Origin of the sequence: Enterobacter sp. GD03975, from assembly GCF_029838645.1 — a bacterium.
Classification (GTDB): Bacteria; Pseudomonadota; Gammaproteobacteria; order Enterobacterales; family Enterobacteriaceae; genus Enterobacter; species Enterobacter quasihormaechei.
Map to the genome: position 1 here is coordinate 226,811 of NZ_JAOBZC010000002.1, position 15,280 is coordinate 242,090.

At 56.9% G+C, this 15,280-nt stretch carries 16 protein-coding genes; 9 read left to right on the top strand and 7 right to left on the bottom strand.

The features are described 5' to 3' along the window. Nucleotides 1-9 precede the first annotated feature (9 nt). Nucleotides 10-702: an enterobactin synthase subunit EntD gene (entD, locus tag N5C09_RS04745; protein ID WP_279748555.1), complete on the top strand. Its 693-nt coding sequence runs from the start codon at nucleotides 10-12 to the stop codon at nucleotides 700-702. On the opposite strand, the gene N5C09_RS04750 is transcribed toward entD, so the two are convergent. The 5 genes from N5C09_RS04750 to betT form a co-directional block, all read right to left on the bottom strand. Continuing rightward, complete coding sequence (locus tag N5C09_RS04750; RefSeq protein WP_219258564.1) at nucleotides 638-1,477, bottom strand: metal ABC transporter permease; 840 nt, start codon at nucleotides 1,475-1,477, stop codon at nucleotides 638-640. The two genes, entD and N5C09_RS04750, sit on opposite strands and share 65 nt — an antisense overlap. Next, nucleotides 1,474-2,322 (bottom strand): iron/manganese ABC transporter permease subunit SitC, encoded by an 849-nt coding sequence (gene sitC / locus N5C09_RS04755; RefSeq protein WP_063449425.1) that lies wholly within the window; start codon nucleotides 2,320-2,322, stop codon nucleotides 1,474-1,476. The genes N5C09_RS04750 and sitC overlap by 4 nt, the downstream gene beginning before the upstream one ends. Next, a complete protein-coding gene (gene sitB, locus N5C09_RS04760) occupies nucleotides 2,319-3,125 on the bottom strand; it encodes an iron/manganese ABC transporter ATP-binding protein SitB (RefSeq protein WP_131636138.1) in 807 nt (268 codons plus the stop codon). The genes sitC and sitB overlap by 4 nt, the downstream gene beginning before the upstream one ends. A gap of 2 nt (nucleotides 3,126-3,127) precedes the next feature. Next, the gene (locus tag N5C09_RS04765; protein WP_279748556.1) at nucleotides 3,128-4,039 is read right to left on the bottom strand and encodes a metal ABC transporter substrate-binding protein; all 912 of its coding nucleotides are present in this window, start codon (nucleotides 4,037-4,039) and stop codon (nucleotides 3,128-3,130) included. Nucleotides 4,040-4,282: 243 nt separating this feature from the next. Then, a complete protein-coding gene (gene betT, locus N5C09_RS04770) occupies nucleotides 4,283-6,316 on the bottom strand; it encodes a choline BCCT transporter BetT (RefSeq protein ID WP_063866018.1) in 2,034 nt (677 codons plus the stop codon). A gap of 128 nt (nucleotides 6,317-6,444) precedes the next feature. On the opposite strand from betT, the gene betI reads away from it, so the two are divergent. From betI to betA, 3 genes are read left to right on the top strand one after another with little or no spacing between them, the layout of a single operon-like run. Further along, entirely contained in the window at nucleotides 6,445-7,032 is a 588-nt protein-coding gene (gene betI, locus N5C09_RS04775; protein WP_232948820.1) for a transcriptional regulator BetI, read from the top strand. Between the two features lie 13 nt (nucleotides 7,033-7,045). After that, nucleotides 7,046-8,518 (top strand): betaine-aldehyde dehydrogenase, encoded by a 1,473-nt coding sequence (gene betB, locus N5C09_RS04780; RefSeq protein ID WP_112792650.1) that lies wholly within the window; start codon nucleotides 7,046-7,048, stop codon nucleotides 8,516-8,518. Between the two features lie 13 nt (nucleotides 8,519-8,531). Next, nucleotides 8,532-10,196, top strand: a complete 1,665-nt coding sequence (gene betA, locus N5C09_RS04785; protein ID WP_193036162.1) for a choline dehydrogenase — start codon at nucleotides 8,532-8,534, stop codon at nucleotides 10,194-10,196. 40 nt (nucleotides 10,197-10,236) lie between these two features. Here the strand turns inward: betA and N5C09_RS04790 are convergent, their stop codons facing one another. Next, entirely contained in the window at nucleotides 10,237-10,689 is a 453-nt protein-coding gene (locus N5C09_RS04790; protein ID WP_063866013.1) for an SgcJ/EcaC family oxidoreductase, read from the bottom strand. 301 nt (nucleotides 10,690-10,990) lie between these two features. Here N5C09_RS04790 and N5C09_RS04795 point away from each other — a divergent pair, with 301 nt between their 5' ends. From N5C09_RS04795 to N5C09_RS04815, 5 genes are all read left to right on the top strand, one after another. Beyond that, a complete protein-coding gene (locus tag N5C09_RS04795) occupies nucleotides 10,991-11,323 on the top strand; it encodes an SMR family transporter (RefSeq protein WP_112792653.1) in 333 nt (110 codons plus the stop codon). Nucleotides 11,324-11,746: 423 nt separating this feature from the next. Further along, nucleotides 11,747-12,112 carry a hypothetical protein gene (locus N5C09_RS04800; protein ID WP_129741670.1) on the top strand — a complete coding sequence of 122 codons (366 nt, stop codon included), beginning with the start codon at nucleotides 11,747-11,749 and terminating at the stop codon, nucleotides 12,110-12,112. A gap of 216 nt (nucleotides 12,113-12,328) precedes the next feature. Then, nucleotides 12,329-12,997: a helix-turn-helix transcriptional regulator gene (locus N5C09_RS04805; protein WP_203465782.1), complete on the top strand. Its 669-nt coding sequence runs from the start codon at nucleotides 12,329-12,331 to the stop codon at nucleotides 12,995-12,997. Continuing rightward, complete coding sequence (locus tag N5C09_RS04810; RefSeq protein WP_279748558.1) at nucleotides 12,987-13,790, top strand: PhzF family phenazine biosynthesis protein; 804 nt, start codon at nucleotides 12,987-12,989, stop codon at nucleotides 13,788-13,790. The genes N5C09_RS04805 and N5C09_RS04810 overlap by 11 nt, the downstream gene beginning before the upstream one ends. Nucleotides 13,791-14,242: 452 nt before the next feature. After that, complete coding sequence (locus N5C09_RS04815; RefSeq protein ID WP_107534873.1) at nucleotides 14,243-14,461, top strand: YgdI/YgdR family lipoprotein; 219 nt, start codon at nucleotides 14,243-14,245, stop codon at nucleotides 14,459-14,461. Between the two features lie 47 nt (nucleotides 14,462-14,508). Here N5C09_RS04815 and N5C09_RS04820 read toward each other — a convergent pair whose 3' ends face one another. After that, nucleotides 14,509-15,204, bottom strand: a complete 696-nt coding sequence (locus tag N5C09_RS04820) for a GNAT family protein (protein ID WP_279748560.1) — start codon at nucleotides 15,202-15,204, stop codon at nucleotides 14,509-14,511. Nucleotides 15,205-15,280 lie beyond the last annotated feature (76 nt).

The window sequence follows — 15,280 nt, forward strand, 5'->3', positions numbered from 1 at the left end:
GGAAAAACCATGCACACCACCCACAGCACATTTTCTCTCGCCGGCCTCATCCTCCACCGCATCACCTTCGATTCCAGCACCTTCACCGACGCCGATCTCCTCTGGCTCCCCCATCACGCCCAGCTCGCTGATGCCGGACGTAAACGCAAGGCTGACCATCTGGCAGGACGCATCGCCGCCGCGCACGCCTTGCCTGACCACACCGTTCCCGCTATCGGCCCCAGCGGGGAACCGCTCTGGCCTGACGGCGTTTCCGGCAGCATCACCCACAGCGGCACCCAAGCCATGGCGGTAGTGGTTCGCGATCGACACGCGCTCATCGGCATCGACTGCGAAACCCTCCTGCCCGAAAATGAAGCAAGGGAAATCAAAGATGGCATTATAGATGCCCATGAAGAGCGCGTGCTTTCCCACTCGGGATACCCGTTCGCCCTCGCCCTGACGCTGGTTTTCAGCGCCAAAGAGAGCCTGTTCAAGGCCCTCTTTCCCCAGGTGCAGGCATATATGGGTTTTGACAGCGCCCGCGTCACCCTGCTCGACGATAAGACGCTCACGCTGGCGTTGACCCGTCAACTGGCAGGCTTTAACGAAGGCACCGCCTTCACCCTGCACTGGCAGCAGCACGGCGAGCAGGCGATCACCCTGCTGTCACACGTTCCTGCCGACGCGCCTTCACGCTGGTCACCACAAACGTCACGATAAACACCACCGCGAACAGCACCACGATGGTCGGCGCGGGCGCGCTGTCGAGATAAAACGAGGCATACACGCCGCTGACCGACACCAGTACTGATACCGCCACTGCCACCAGCAGCGCCATGTGAAAGCGTCGGGCGATCAGCACCGCCACCGCGCCGGGGGCAATCAGCAGCGAAATCGACAGAATGATCCCCACCGCCTTCAGCGTCGCCACGATGGTCAGCGAGACCATGCACAGTAAGCCGTAGTGCAGCCATCGGGCGCGCAGGCCGCTCGCCTGCGCCTGCTGATAGTCAAAGCAGAACAGCAGGAAATCGCGCCACTTCAGGCCAATCACCAGCGCAATCAGCCCCGCCACGATGCCGCTTTGCAGAATGTCCATCCCGTTTATGCCCAGCATATCGCCGAACAGAATGTGGTCGAGATGCACCTCAGGCTTGACGGCGATATAGAGGATCAGCCCGGCGCCGAACATCCCGGAAAAGACAATCCCCATCACCGTATCCTGCTTGATCCGGCTGTTGTCCTTCAGGTAGCCGGTGGCGACCGCGCAGAACAGACCGGCAACGAATGCACCCACCGCCAGCGGCAGGCCCATCACCCACGCCAGCACCACGCCGGGAAACACCGCGTGGCTCATGGCGTCGCCCATCAGCGCCCAGCCTTTCAGCACCAGAAAAACCGACAGCAGCGCGCAGGGTACGGCCACCAGAAGTGAAATCAGCAGCGCGTTATTCATGAACGCAAACTGGAAGGGTTCAAGGAGCAGCGCCATCATGGGTGTGCCTCCTTCGCGCGACGGCGGCTGGCGAGCAGCCCGTGCTTCGGCGCAAAGACGAACGCCAGCAGGAACAGCAGCGTCTGGGCGACCACAATAATGCCGCCGGTGGCGCCGTCCAGGTAATAGCTGGCCCACGCGCCGAGGAAGCTGGTGAGGCTGCCAATGGCGACGGCAATCATCAGCAGGCGCGGAAAGCGGTCGGTGAGCAGCCACGCGGTTGCGCCGGGCGTAACCACCAGGCAAATCACCAGAAACGCGCCAACGGTTTGCAGCGCCGCCACGGTGGAGACCGCCAGCAGCGTAAAGAACAGAACCTTCAGGCGCGCCGGGCGCAGGCCGATGGCGCGGGCGTGGTTCTCATCAAAAAAGGTCACCATCAGATCTTTCCATTTGAACAGCAGGATAACCATCGACACCACGCCGATAATCGCCAGCTGGACGATATCCTCCGGGGCGATAGCCAGAATATTGCCGAGGACGATAGTCTGAATATTCACCGAGGTCGGGTTGAGCGAGACCATAAACAGCCCCAGCCCGAAAAAGGAGGAGAAGATCAGCCCGATGATGGCGTCCTCCTTCAGGCGGCTGCGCTGGTTGAGAAACAGCATGCTGCCCGCCGCCAGCCCGCCCGATAAAAACGCCCCCAGCGAGAACGGCAGCCCGAGCATGTAAGCCCCCGCCACGCCCGGCACGATGGAATGCGAGAGCGCATCGCCGATCAGCGACCAGCCTTTGAGCATCAGGTAGCAGGAGAGAAACGCGCACAGCCCGCCCACCATCGCCGAGACCCACATCGCGTTGAGCATGTACTCATAGCTGAAGGGTTCAAGAAGCGCGTTCATTTGGCCTCCTGCCGGTGCGTGACGAAGGGCCGCTCGTCGTCGGTAATGATGCGTTCTTCCGAGCCGCTGAGCACCACGTGGCGCAGCACGCCGCTGAAGGCGCGCTCAAGGTTTTCGGCGGTGAACGTCGTTTCCGTCGGACCGCTCGCCAGCACGGTGCCTTTGACCATCACCGTGTAATCGCAAAACTCCGTGACCGAGCCTAAATTGTGGGTCGAGACCAGCATGGTTTTGCCCTCGTCGCGCAACTCGCGCAGCAGGCTGATGATTCTGGCTTCGGTTTTAACGTCCACGCCGGTAAACGGCTCGTCGAGCAGGATCACCTCGCCCTGCTGGGCAATCGCCCGCGCCAGGAAGACGCGTTTCTTTTGCCCGCCGGACAGCTCGCCAATCTGCCGATGGCGCAGCTCGAGCATATCCACGCGCTTCAGGGCGTCGGTTACGATCTGCCGATCCTGCGCTTTAGGCCGCCGCAGAAATCCCATATGCCCGTAGCGGCCCATCATCACCACGTCCTCGACCAGCACCGGAAACGACCAGTCGACCTCTTCCGACTGCGGCACATAGGCGACCAGGTTCTGGCGCAGCGCCCGGTGAGGCGGCAGCCCATGGAGGGTGATGCTGCCGCTCGCCGCCCGCACAAAGCCCATCACCGCCTTAAACAGCGTGGACTTGCCGGAGCCGTTCACCCCCACCAGCGCGGCAATCGATCCGCCGGGCACGCTGAACGACGCATTGCGCAGCGCCGTGTGGCCGTTGCGGTAGGTCACGGTCACGTCCGTAACGACAATCCCCTTTTGCATGGTCACTCCTTCATGCCGTCGCGAATGCCCTGCACCAGCGTGCGGGTGGTCACGTTCAGCAGGTCGATATAGGTCGGCACCGGGCCGTTTTCCGCGCTCAGGGAGTCGACGTACAGCACGCCGCCGTAGTGGGCGCCGGTTTCCCGCGCCACCTGACGCGCCGGCTTATCGGAAACCGTGCTTTCGCTGAATACCGCCGGGATGCGATGTTGCTTCACCAGATCGATCACCTTGCGCACCTGCTGCGGCGTCCCCTGCCGATCGGCGTTGATCGGCCACAGGTAAAGTTCCTTCATGCCCAGATCCCGCGCCAGATAGGAGAAGGCGCCCTCGCTGGTCACCATCCAGCGCTTGTCTTCCGGTATAGCCGCCACCTGCTTGCGCAGCGGTTCGAGGGTCGCGACGATCTTCTGCTTGTAGGCTTCGGCGTTGCGCTGATACGTCTGCGCATTCGCCGGGTCGTACTTCACCAGCGCGTCGCGGATGTTATCGACGTAAATCAGCGCGTTGTCCGGCGACATCCACGCGTGCGGGTTGGGCTTGCCGTCGTACGGCCCCTCGCTGATGCCCATCGGCGTAATGCCCTGGGTGACAATCACCTCCGGCACGCCGTTCAGATGCTGATAAAAACGCTGGAACCACAGCTCCAGGTTCATGCCGTTCGCCAGAATTAGCTGCGCCTTTTGCGCGCGCTTGATATCGCCCGGCGTCGGCTGGTACTCGTGGATTTCAGCGCCCGGCTTGGTGATGGAGGTGACGTCTGCGGCATCCCCCGCCACGTTTTTCGCCATATCCGCAATGACGGTAAAGGTGGTGATGACCTGGAACTTTTCAGCCGCCAGCGCGCCCGTACTGGTCGTAGCCGTGAGCAGCGCGCCGAGCAACAGACGCTTTAATCCTTGCAGTGGGTGCATCGCAGAAGTCTCCTGAGGTGGTTAAATTCAAAGCAAAATTAGCCCGTGCTATAAGGTATAGCACAGGCTATATTTAAATGAAAATGGTTATCATTAAAGTTATGTCAATGAAGAGCGTGCCTGATGGCGCTTCGCTTATCAGGCCTACGGAAAAGCAGTTTTGGAGTTTTTGTAGGCCGGGTAAGCGCAGCGCCACCCGGCAAAAAAATGGCTGGATTTTTAATTAAAGGAGTTTGTCATTACTTAAACATCCGGGAACATCACGCTATTCCCCGGCGCTTCCCTGTGCAGATGAATAAAGTTCAGGTGCCGTTCATACTGGTCCAGAATGTCCGTAATCACCTGCTCCTTGCTGTAATCCATCAAATCATTCCCCTGGCTCCCTTCCAGCAGGAACGTCTCCAGCCGGTAGTAGGTTGATTTCCCGCTGCGCGCCCGGTAGGTAAACCCAGGCACCGAGTACTGCTGCGGCCAGATCTGATAGACAAAGTTCTGCTCGTCGCCCATGTGCACCAGCAGATCCAGGTGCCCCAGGGTTTCGCCCTCCTCCGGCGGCAGGTTTTTCAGCTCCACGTACGCACCGCGCAGCTTCAGCTCCTGCGCCACCTCTTCCATCGCCGGGAAGCAGACGGTTTCCATCATCTGGCTGGTGTAGCGCGTGCCCGGGTAGTTCATCAGGCGCGACAGGCGCTTCTTCCAGCTCAGCCGGTCCTGGGCGCCCATCGGCCGCGGCGCGGTGTCGCGGCTGGCGCTTTCGCGGCGGTAGTCTTCTACCTTGAGCGATTTATACAGCCCGGCCATCACGAAGAAGATCACAAAGCTGAACGGCAGGCCCATGATCACCGTGGTGTTCTGCAACGCCGAAATGCCGTTGGTCATCAGCATGCCGAGCGTCAGCAGGCCGATGGCGACCGACCAGAAGATGCGCAGCCAGTTCGGCGCGTCGCTGTTGATGTCCTTCAGCTTTGAGGTGAAGTTCCCCAGCACCAGCGCGCCGGAGTCCGCCGAGGTGACGTAAAACAGCAGGCCGGTAATGGTCGCTACCGAGGCGCTAAAGGTAAACGCCGGATACTGCGCCAGCAGGCTGTAGAAGCCGCGCTCCGGGTGCGCCATCGCTTCCTGGGCAAAGGTTGCGTTGCCGTGGATGATCTCGTGCAGCGCGCTGTTGCCGAAAATCGACAGCCACAGCAGGGTAAAGGTGAACGGGATGATCAGGGTGCCCATCACAAACTGACGAATGGTGCGCCCGCGCGAAATACGCGCCAGGAACAGGCCAACAAACGGCGACCATGCGACCCACCACGCCCAGAAGAACAGGGTCCAGTTGTTCATCCACTCCACCGGGCGGTCAAAGGCGAAGCTGTTCAGCGTCATGCCCATGAAGCGGTTCACGTAATCGCCCACGTTCAGTACCAGAGCGTTGAGCAGGAACGACGTGTCGCCCATAAACAGCACGAACAGGATCAGACCCAGCGCCAGCGCCACGTTCAGCTCAGAGAGCACGCGAATGCCCTTATCCACGCCGGAAGTCACCGAAATGGTGGCGATAATCACCGAGAGTGCAATCAGCGCCGCTTTCGCCGCCATTGAATCCGGGATATCAAACAGCACGCTCAGCCCATAGTTGAGCTGGACCACGCCAATGCCGAGCGTCGTCGCGATGCCGAAGATGGTGCCAATGACCGCCGCGATATCGACGCTGTGGCCAATCGGGCCGTTAATTCTTTTCCCGAAAATCGGGTACAGCGCGGAGCGGATGGTGAGGGGCAAATTATAACGATAGCTAAAGTATCCGAGCGCCATCCCCATCAGGGCATACATCGACCATCCTGTCAGGCCGTAGTGGAACAGCGTCCAGACCATCGCCTGTCGCGCGGCCTCCATCGTCTGCCCCGCCCCTTCCGGCGGCTGCATATACTGTGTGACCGGTTCGGCTACCGAGAAGAACATCAGGTCGATGCCGATGCCCGCGGCAAACAGCATTGCCGCCCAGCTCAGCAGGCTGAACTCGGGCTTGGACTGCTCTGGCCCGAGCTTCACCGAGCCAAAGCGCGAGCAGGCAATGCAGACCACGAAGACGATATAGAGCGTCGCCGCCAGCAGGTAGTACCAGCCGAAGGTCTTCGACACCCAGTTCAGGGTGCGGCCAATCCACTCGGCAGAAAAATCGCTAAAGAAAATGGTCGTCAGGGAAAACAACAAAATCAGCCCGGCGGACGTGTAAAAAACGACCGGGTTGATTTTGTCTTTTTCTCTGTCTTGTGAAAGGTCTGTCATCCAGTATCCCCACTGTTTTTGTAACTATTGAAATCCAAAATCGCAACAATTAAGACACATTTTATATTGAACGTCCAATCAAAAACCGCTTTAATAGATTACCAACGCTGATGAATGGAGTGGCAAAAATGCCCAAAGTGGGGATGCAGCCGATCCGGCGCAGGCAGCTTATCGACGCCACGCTGGAAGCAATCAATGAAGTGGGAATGCATGACGCAACCATCGCGCAGATCGCCCGTCGGGCGGGCGTGTCCACGGGGATCATCAGCCACTATTTCAAAGATAAAAACGGCCTGCTGGAAGCGACCATGCGCGACATCACCGGCCAGCTGCGCGACGCGGTATTAAGCCGCTTACGCGCCCTGCCGAACGGCAGCGCGGAGCAGCGTTTGCAGGCGATTGTCGGCGGCAATTTTGATGAAACCCAGATTAGCGGCGCGGCGATGAAGGCCTGGCTGGCCTTCTGGGCGAGCAGCATGCATCAGCCGATGCTCTACCGTTTGCAGCAGGTCAGCAGCCGCCGGTTGCTCTCAAACCTGGTGTACGAGTTCCGCCGCGAGCTGCCGCGTGAACAGGCTGAAGAGGCGGGCTACGGGCTCGCCGCGCTGATTGACGGGCTGTGGCTGCGCGCCGCGCTGAGCGGCAAACCGCTGGACAAAACCCTCGCGCAATCGCTCACCAGCCACTTTATCAGCCAGCATTTACCGACCGAATAACCGAGGAGGAAGCATGTCCCGAATGGCAGAACAGCAGCTTTATATAAATGGTGGTTATACATCCGCCACCAGCGGTCGCACCTTCGAGACCATCAACCCGGCCAACGGTGAAGTTCTGGCGAGCGTGCAGGCCGCCGGGCGTGAAGACGTGGACCGCGCCGTAGAGAGCGCAACGCGCGGGCAAAAAATCTGGGCGGCGATGACCGCCATGGAGCGCTCGCGCATCCTGCGTCGCGCCGTCGATATCCTGCGCGAGCGCAACGACGCGCTGGCGAAGCTTGAAACCCTCGACACCGGTAAGGCGTTTTCTGAAACCTCGACCGTCGACATCGTCACCGGTGCGGACGTGCTGGAGTACTACGCGGGGCTGATCCCGGCGCTGGAAGGCAGCCAGATCCCGCTGCGCGACACCTCATTTGTCTATACGCGCCGCGAGCCGCTGGGCGTGGTGGCGGGCATCGGCGCGTGGAACTACCCGATCCAGATCGCCCTGTGGAAATCCGCCCCGGCGCTCGCGGCGGGCAACGCGATGATCTTCAAGCCGAGCGAAGTGACCCCGCTCACCGCCCTGAAACTGGCGGAAATCTACACCGAGGCGGGCCTGCCGGACGGCGTGTTTAACGTCCTGCCGGGCGTGGGCGCGGAAACCGGCCAGTACCTGACCGAGCATCCGGGCATTGCCAAAGTCTCCTTCACCGGCGGCGTCGCCAGCGGCAAAAAGGTGATGGCTAACTCCGCAGCCTCGTCCCTTAAAGAGGTGACGATGGAGCTGGGCGGCAAATCTCCGCTGATAGTGTTTGACGATGCGGATCTGGATCTCGCCGCAGACATCGCCATGATGGCCAACTTCTTCAGTTCCGGACAGGTGTGCACCAACGGCACCCGCGTGTTCGTGCCTGCAAAATATAAGGCCGCATTTGAGCAGAAAATCGTTGAGCGCGTGGGTCGCATCCGCGCGGGCGATCTGTTCGATGAAAGCACCAACTTTGGCCCGATGGTCAGCTTCCCGCACCGCGACAGCGTGATGCGCTACATCGCCAAAGGTAAAGAGGAAGGCGCGCGCGTGCTGTGCGGCGGCGACGTGCTGAAGGGCGACGGGTTTGATAACGGCGCGTGGGTAGCCCCGACCGTGTTCACCGACTGCACCGACGAGATGACCATCGTGCGCGAAGAGATCTTCGGCCCGGTGATGTCCATCCTCACCTATGAAAGCGATGAAGAAGCCATTCGCCGCGCCAACGACACCGACTACGGTCTGGCGGCGGGCATCGTCACTGCCGATCTGAACCGCGCGCACGGCGCGATTCATCAACTCGAAGCGGGCATCTGCTGGATCAACACCTGGGGTGAATCCGCCGCGGAGATGCCGGTTGGCGGCTACAAGCACTCCGGCATTGGCCGCGAAAACGGCGTGATGACGCTTCAGAGCTACACCCAGGTGAAGTCCATCCAGGTTGAGATGGGTAAATTCCAGTCCATATTTTAACCGGGAGGTTTATTTGCAATTTGACTACATCATTATCGGGGCCGGCTCTGCCGGCAACGTACTGGCTACACGATTGACTGAAGATCCGAACACCACCGTCCTGCTGCTTGAGGCGGGCGGGCCGGACTACCGCTTTGATTTCCGCACCCAGATGCCCGCCGCGCTGGCCTTCCCGCTCCAGGGCAAGCGCTACAACTGGGCGTATGAAACCGAACCAGAGCCTTTCATGAACAACCGCCGCATGGAGTGCGGACGCGGAAAAGGGCTGGGCGGCTCGTCGCTGATCAACGGCATGTGCTACGTGCGCGGCAACGCGATGGATCTGGACAACTGGGCGAAAGAACCGGGTCTGGAGCACTGGAGCTACCTCAACTGTCTGCCCTACTACCGCAAGGCAGAGACCCGCGATGTGGGACCGAACGACTACCACGGCGGCGACGGTCCGGTGAGCGTCACCACCTCTAAGCCGGGCGTAAACCCGCTGTTTGAAGCAATGGTGGAAGCAGGCGTGCAGGCGGGCTATCCGCGCACCGACGATCTCAACGGCTACCAGCAGGAAGGCTTCGGCCCGATGGACCGCACAGTCACGCCGCAGGGCCGACGCGCCAGCACCGCGCGCGGCTATCTGGACCAGGCAAAACCGCGTCCTAACCTGACCATCCGTACCCACGCCATGACCGATCACATTATTTTTGACGGCAAGCGCGCGGCGGGCGTTGAGTGGCTGGAAGGCGAAAGCACCATTCCGTCAAAAGCGACGGCGAATAAAGAAGTTCTCCTGTGCGCAGGCGCCATTGCGTCTCCGCAGATCCTCCAGCGTTCCGGCGTGGGCAACGCTGAGCTGCTGAAGCAGTTCGATATCCCGCTGGTGCATGATTTACCCGGCGTGGGGGAAAACTTGCAGGATCACCTGGAGATGTACCTCCAGTATGAATGTAAGGAGCCGGTTTCCCTCTACCCTGCCCTGCAATGGTGGAACCAGCCGAAGATTGGCGCGGAGTGGCTGTTTGGCGGCACCGGCGTAGGTGCGAGCAACCACTTCGAAGCGGGCGGATTTATCCGCAGCCGCGAGGAGTTCGCGTGGCCGAACATTCAGTACCACTTCCTGCCGGTGGCGATTAACTACAACGGCTCGAACGCGGTGAAGGAACACGGCTTCCAGTGCCACGTCGGCTCCATGCGCTCCCCGAGCCGCGGGCACGTGCGCATTACATCTCGCGATCCGCACCAGCATCCGGCGATCCTGTTTAACTATATGTCCCACGAGCAGGACTGGCAGGAGTTCCGCGACGCGATCCGCATCACCCGCGAGATCATGCACCAGCCGGCGCTGGACAAATACCGTGGTCGTGAAATCAGCCCGGGCGTCGAATGCCAGACCGACGAACAGCTGGACGAGTTCGTGCGTAACCATGCTGAAACCGCCTTCCATCCGTGCGGCACCTGCAAAATGGGCTACGACGAGATGGCGGTGGTTGACGGTGAAGGCCGCGTTCACGGGCTGGAAGGATTACGCGTGGTGGATGCGTCGATCATGCCGCAGATTATTACCGGCAACCTGAACGCTACCACGATTATGATCGGTGAGAAAATTGCTGATGCCATTCGCGGGCGCGAGCCGCTGGCGAAGAGCACGGCGGCGTATTACGTGGCGAACGGCGCGCCGGTTCGCCGATAAGACATTCCCCCTCTCCCCGCCAGGGCGAGGGGGACAGAATTTACCCTTCTGGCATCGCTGAAGAGTGGTGCGATGAAATTTTCCACGCTTTTCCATCCCACGCGTAGGTGAAGGTATAACGTGCGGTCACGGACGTTTTATCGGCAAAGGTAAACGTGTAGGTCCCTGTATCAATCGCTTTATTGCAGCCGAGACGAATGGTGCGGCTATCAATTTTCCCGAACGGCTTCTTCTTCAGAAAATCCTGGAAGTAATCCACGCGCTCCTGATCGGTCAGCCGGACCTGATTGGATATGGTCGGCAGCAAAACCGCATCGCTCAGGTAATTCTCCGCGACCTTATGGGCATCTCCCGTCTGGAGTGAGGCATTCCATTTATCAAAAAGCGCTTCAATTTGCTGATTATCCGCTTTTACGCAGTCAGGCGCGCTCGCGGCAAAAGCAGAAGTTGAGGCAACACCGAGAAGTACGGTAAGAGAAACGAACGTTTTCATAAACCATTTTCCTTATGTGGTTTTTTCCTGTGAAGCGCACTATCCCGATTATCCCGCTGCGTGACAATATCCATTACTTATTATTACGTTTTTTACAGAACGACAAATTAGGTCAAATTATATCCAATCGAGTGACCGTCCTCTGATTGCTCCCCTCAGCCATTCTCCGGCTGCCCTCCTTCAGGCCAGAGAAGGTGCGCTGGCTCACACAAATTAAACACTGAGTTTAATTTACAACTTATTGTTGATAATATTTTTCCCCCCAACTGGGAAACCGGAGTATCAAAAAACAGGCAGCTGAATGAATACCTATCTTTTTCTTTTATTATCAATTGCATCTGAAGTCATTGCGACGACGGCATTAAAACTATCCGACAGCTTCACCCGGTTGTGGCCCTCCGTCATCACGGTGATGTTTTACATCATTGCGTTCTGGTCATTAACCATCCCCATGAGAACAATCCCAACGGGAATTATTTATGCGGTGTGGTCAGGGGCCGGGATCGTACTGATTAGCCTGGCAGGATGGATTATTTATGGTCAAAAGCTGGATATGGCGGCCCTGACAGGAATAGGCCTTATTATTGCCGGCGTGATGGTGATAAATCTGTTTTCGAATTCAACAGGACACTGAGCGGCAGCTTTATCCCGTCAGGTATCACGTCGTCCGGTACACTTTATGATCAAAAATCTTTTAATCTGCTTCGTTGTGTTTCTCTTTCTGGTGTTAACGCTTGAAATTCTTTATATCGAAAAGCGTCATGTTAATTTTTTTCGCGATGGGGTAAGAAGCGTCGAGGAGGTGCTGTCTCTCTGGGATGAGCATTAATCAGACTCCCCCTATATCCTTCGCCTGCATCAACACCGTGAAGACGTTTTTGTGAAAATTTCAACGTAACGTTTTATTAATGTAAATTATTGCCGATATATTTGACAGAAGAATTAGTCGATGCATATCGGCGTTAATCCGATGGATAGGCAATATCTATTATGTACTCTTTACGGAGGTAGCTAAACTGCTTTCAAAGAGTATAATATTTGTTAAAAAGGTAAATGAGTGGAAACAACAAAATTATGGATTTCGTTAGGGACGATTGTCAGCCCTATTACTGGAACGTTTTTCACTAAAATAGTTACACAACATAATCATAAATATCTGCTCTGGTATAATGGCGACTATCTTATCAAGCCGGGAGATAACATTAAGGTTAGTAACAAAGGCTTTGTTATTTCCGGGCAACTACGTTCGGTGAACATTATTCAGATTGATAAATACAGCCCAACGCTCTGGCGGGTAATGCACAATATGTCCAGCTGTCCGGGAGACAGAGAACCTGAAAATCCGTATTGTACGACCACAACCCGCTGCATTTTCAAGTCCTGCCCTCACGGCAAAACGCGTCATGCCCTTCAAAACCGCTGAGAATACGCTCCCCTGAGCCTCTTTCATCAGAGGCTTTTTTTTTACCTTAAATATTAATACGTTAATTGATCACCGACCGCCTGATACGGCATAAAATCTGCATGCTCACAACGCATTTATCAACTTTTTGTTGATAATTAAACACTATCGATATACTTTAAGCTCAGTGAGGTTTTAAGCTCGACATCTGACCATGCCAAACATAAAGGAACAACGATGAAATCAGATTACGCCAAACAGATTGAACTGATTTCCGGGCCGCTGGAAGCGGCAATGGAAGCGCTTGCAGGTACGTTGTCGGCGAATCATGAGATAGTCCTGCACAACCTAACCATGCCAGATCGGTCCGTGGTAAAAATCATCAACGGGCACGTCAGCGGCAGACAAGCGGGTGACAATCTTTTGTCAGGCCCTGAAAAAGACAAAGGATTTGCCCTACTGCTTAAAAACAGCAAAGACAGCACCCCGGTCACGGTAAAAAATTATAAAACCGTCACGGCATCCGGACGGATCCTGAGCAGCGCCTCGACAATTTACTACAGCGAGGAAGGCGTACCGTTGATGGCCTTTTGCATCAATATCGATACCTCTCCTTACGAGCAAATGCGCAAGTGCCTGGACGCGATTACGGGCAGCCCGCTTGCCGATTCAGACCCGCAGGATATGAACCTGGGTGGCATCATCGAGCAGTCAATCCAGGAAATCATCGATAAACATTCGGTCCCGGGCAAAAAGGTTCAGAAAGCGCAGCGGCTTAAAATAGTCGCTGAAATGCATGCGAAAGGCATTTTCAAAATGCGGGGTGGCGTCCAGCACGCGGCGCAGGCCCTGGGCGTGACGCGCTATACGGTTTATAACGATCTTGAGGTGATGGGTGAAAAATAACAGTCCCCGGCGCATTCCGTTTTACCAGGTTGACGCCTTCTCTGACGGTCCCTTTACGGGCAATCCCGCGGCCGTCTGCCTGCTGGACGCCTGGCCGGACGCGCATGTTCTCCAGCGTATCGCTACGGAAAACAATCTTTCCGAGACCGCGTTTGTGGTTAAGCAGGACGACGGCTTCGCGCTTCGCTGGTTCACCCCTGCGGTAGAAGTGGATCTTTGCGGCCATGCGACGCTTGCCGCTGCGAGCGTTCTCTTAAGCCGTGACCACGCCTCTGAAAGCGTGCGTTTTTTCACCCGCAGCGGCGAGCTGAACGTCACCTCGGAGGGTGAGCAATACACGCTGGATTTCCCACAGGCGATCCCGTCCCGCATTACCGCTCCGGAAGGGTTGTTTGAGGCGCTAGGGCTGGAGGAAAACGCCGGAGAAACCTGGCAGGCGTCCGATCTCATCGTCGTCATTGATGATGAAGACAGGCTGGATGCGCTGAAGCCTGATTTTTCCGCGCTGGAAAGGTTTAACACGCGCGGCGTGGTGGTTACTGCCGCCTCACGCACCTTCGATTTTCGCTCCCGCTGGTTCGGCCCGCAGGTGGGAGTAAATGAAGATCCGGTGACGGGTTCTGCCCACACCTTTCTGGCACCGTTGTGGAGCGAAAAACTGTCGAAGAAGACGTTGCGCGCGCAACAGGGCGGAAGCCGTAAAGGCGAACTGATTTGCCATGTTAAGGACAACGGACGCGTAGAGCTCTCAGGCAAAGCGTGCCTGATGATTGAAGGAACCTTTATTCTGTAAGCACACGGACGTGCTGCGTAAACCCGGGTGAAAGGGTTCAGTCGGGTTATTGCTGCGAATTATCATAAACGCTTTATATTTTATTAAATAGCGTGAGGTCTATTCATGACGCCTTACGCTTAACCTGACGCTCGGGAAAAATAAATAACGTTGTCATTACGCAGGTATATCATCCTGAACTGCTATTTGCTGTTTATTTGTCACTGGCACGCTATTACTGGCGTGGCCACGGCTTAGTATAACGCTCGCAGGCTAAATGAGAGAAAATCATGTCAACGAAACCAGATGAAAGATCTAAAGTGGCCGTTACGCCCCTTGAACGTCGCGTTGTTATTGTGACGCTCCTGTTTATGTTTTTGATATATACAGTGTTACTGATATCTCCCTTTTTATGAGGTGAATGACAGTAACCTTATTCGGCCCCAGTGGTCTTTTTAATTACAGGCATTAAGATGAAAAATTTAGCAGCAGTGATGAGTCTGGCACTGATGACCCTGACGGTTACAGGGTGCTCCAGCGACTACGTATTACAAAAGAAAAATGGCGAAATGATTATTACCCACGGAAAGCCGGAAGTCGATGATGACAACGGTTTAATTACCTATGAGGACGTTGCGGGCAATGAACATGCTATCAACCGCGACCAAATTATCCAGATGATCGAGAAATAACGTTCGTGGGCAGAGCAGCCGCATTGCGCTCTGCCCGCGATACCGTTCTAGCGAAATGCCTCAAGCCGCTTAATCTGATGCCCTTGCGCGTCAAAATTCTCTGCTGCCAGCCACGCGCGCAGCGCCGCGTCCCTCTGCGGCCATTCGCCGTCAATAATAGAGAGCATGTCGCTGTCGCGGTTACGCCCCTTACGCACCAGCTTCTGGCGCAGACGTCCTTCCCAGACAAACCCCAGCCGCTCCGCCGCGTTGCGTGAGGCGGTGTTCATCGAATCGCACTTCCACTCCAGCCGACGGTATTTATGCTCGAAGGCATTTTTCAGCAGCAGCCACACCGCTTCGGTGCCAATGCGGGTGCCTTTCATTCTGCGCGACCAGGTCACATGGCCGATCTCCACCGAGCCCTGGAACCGCTCTATCGCCATGTAGCAGACCAGCCCCACGGCGCGCTCGGTGCGCAAATCAATCACGGCATAGGGCACCAGATCGTCATCCAGCACTTTGCCGAGCACCCAGTGCGCGGTGGCTTCCACGCTCATGGGCTGGCTGCTGGCAAGCCACGTCCAGTCGCTGTCGTCGCCCAGGGCATACGCTTCATACAGATCCGCGGAATGGCGATCGGCATCGAGCGGCTCCAGACGACAATACTGACCAACGAGCGCGGTGCGGGCCAGCGCGGGGGCGCATTTCCAGTCCGGGACGATATCGTTAACGGTTTGACCATGTTGATTGATTTCGGGCACGGCAATGACTCCCTGAAAGGTAAGGAGTGTGTTATAGCAGGTTAAAAAGCGGACGAAAAGAGAGGAAATGCAGGCC

What these genes read in the sequence shown, in the direction of transcription:
- N5C09_RS04790 (WP_063866013.1), bottom strand. Translation starts at nt 10,689, where the DNA reads ATGAAAACGTTCGTTTCTCTTACCGTACTTCTCGGTGTTGCCTCAACT.
- N5C09_RS04815 (WP_107534873.1), top strand. Translation starts at nt 14,243, where the DNA reads ATGAAAAATTTAGCAGCAGTGATGAGTCTGGCACTGATGACCCTGACG.
- sitB (WP_131636138.1), bottom strand. Translation starts at nt 3,125, where the DNA reads ATGCAAAAGGGGATTGTCGTTACGGACGTGACCGTGACCTACCGCAAC.
- betI (WP_232948820.1), top strand. Translation starts at nt 6,445, where the DNA reads ATGCCCAAAGTGGGGATGCAGCCGATCCGGCGCAGGCAGCTTATCGAC.
- N5C09_RS04795 (WP_112792653.1), top strand. Translation starts at nt 10,991, where the DNA reads ATGAATACCTATCTTTTTCTTTTATTATCAATTGCATCTGAAGTCATT.
- N5C09_RS04765 (WP_279748556.1), bottom strand. Translation starts at nt 4,039, where the DNA reads ATGCACCCACTGCAAGGATTAAAGCGTCTGTTGCTCGGCGCGCTGCTC.
- betB (WP_112792650.1), top strand. Translation starts at nt 7,046, where the DNA reads ATGTCCCGAATGGCAGAACAGCAGCTTTATATAAATGGTGGTTATACA.
- betT (WP_063866018.1), bottom strand. Translation starts at nt 6,316, where the DNA reads ATGACAGACCTTTCACAAGACAGAGAAAAAGACAAAATCAACCCGGTC.
- entD (WP_279748555.1), top strand. Translation starts at nt 10, where the DNA reads ATGCACACCACCCACAGCACATTTTCTCTCGCCGGCCTCATCCTCCAC.
- N5C09_RS04805 (WP_203465782.1), top strand. Translation starts at nt 12,329, where the DNA reads ATGAAATCAGATTACGCCAAACAGATTGAACTGATTTCCGGGCCGCTG.
- N5C09_RS04750 (WP_219258564.1), bottom strand. Translation starts at nt 1,477, where the DNA reads ATGATGGCGCTGCTCCTTGAACCCTTCCAGTTTGCGTTCATGAATAAC.
- sitC (WP_063449425.1), bottom strand. Translation starts at nt 2,322, where the DNA reads ATGAACGCGCTTCTTGAACCCTTCAGCTATGAGTACATGCTCAACGCG.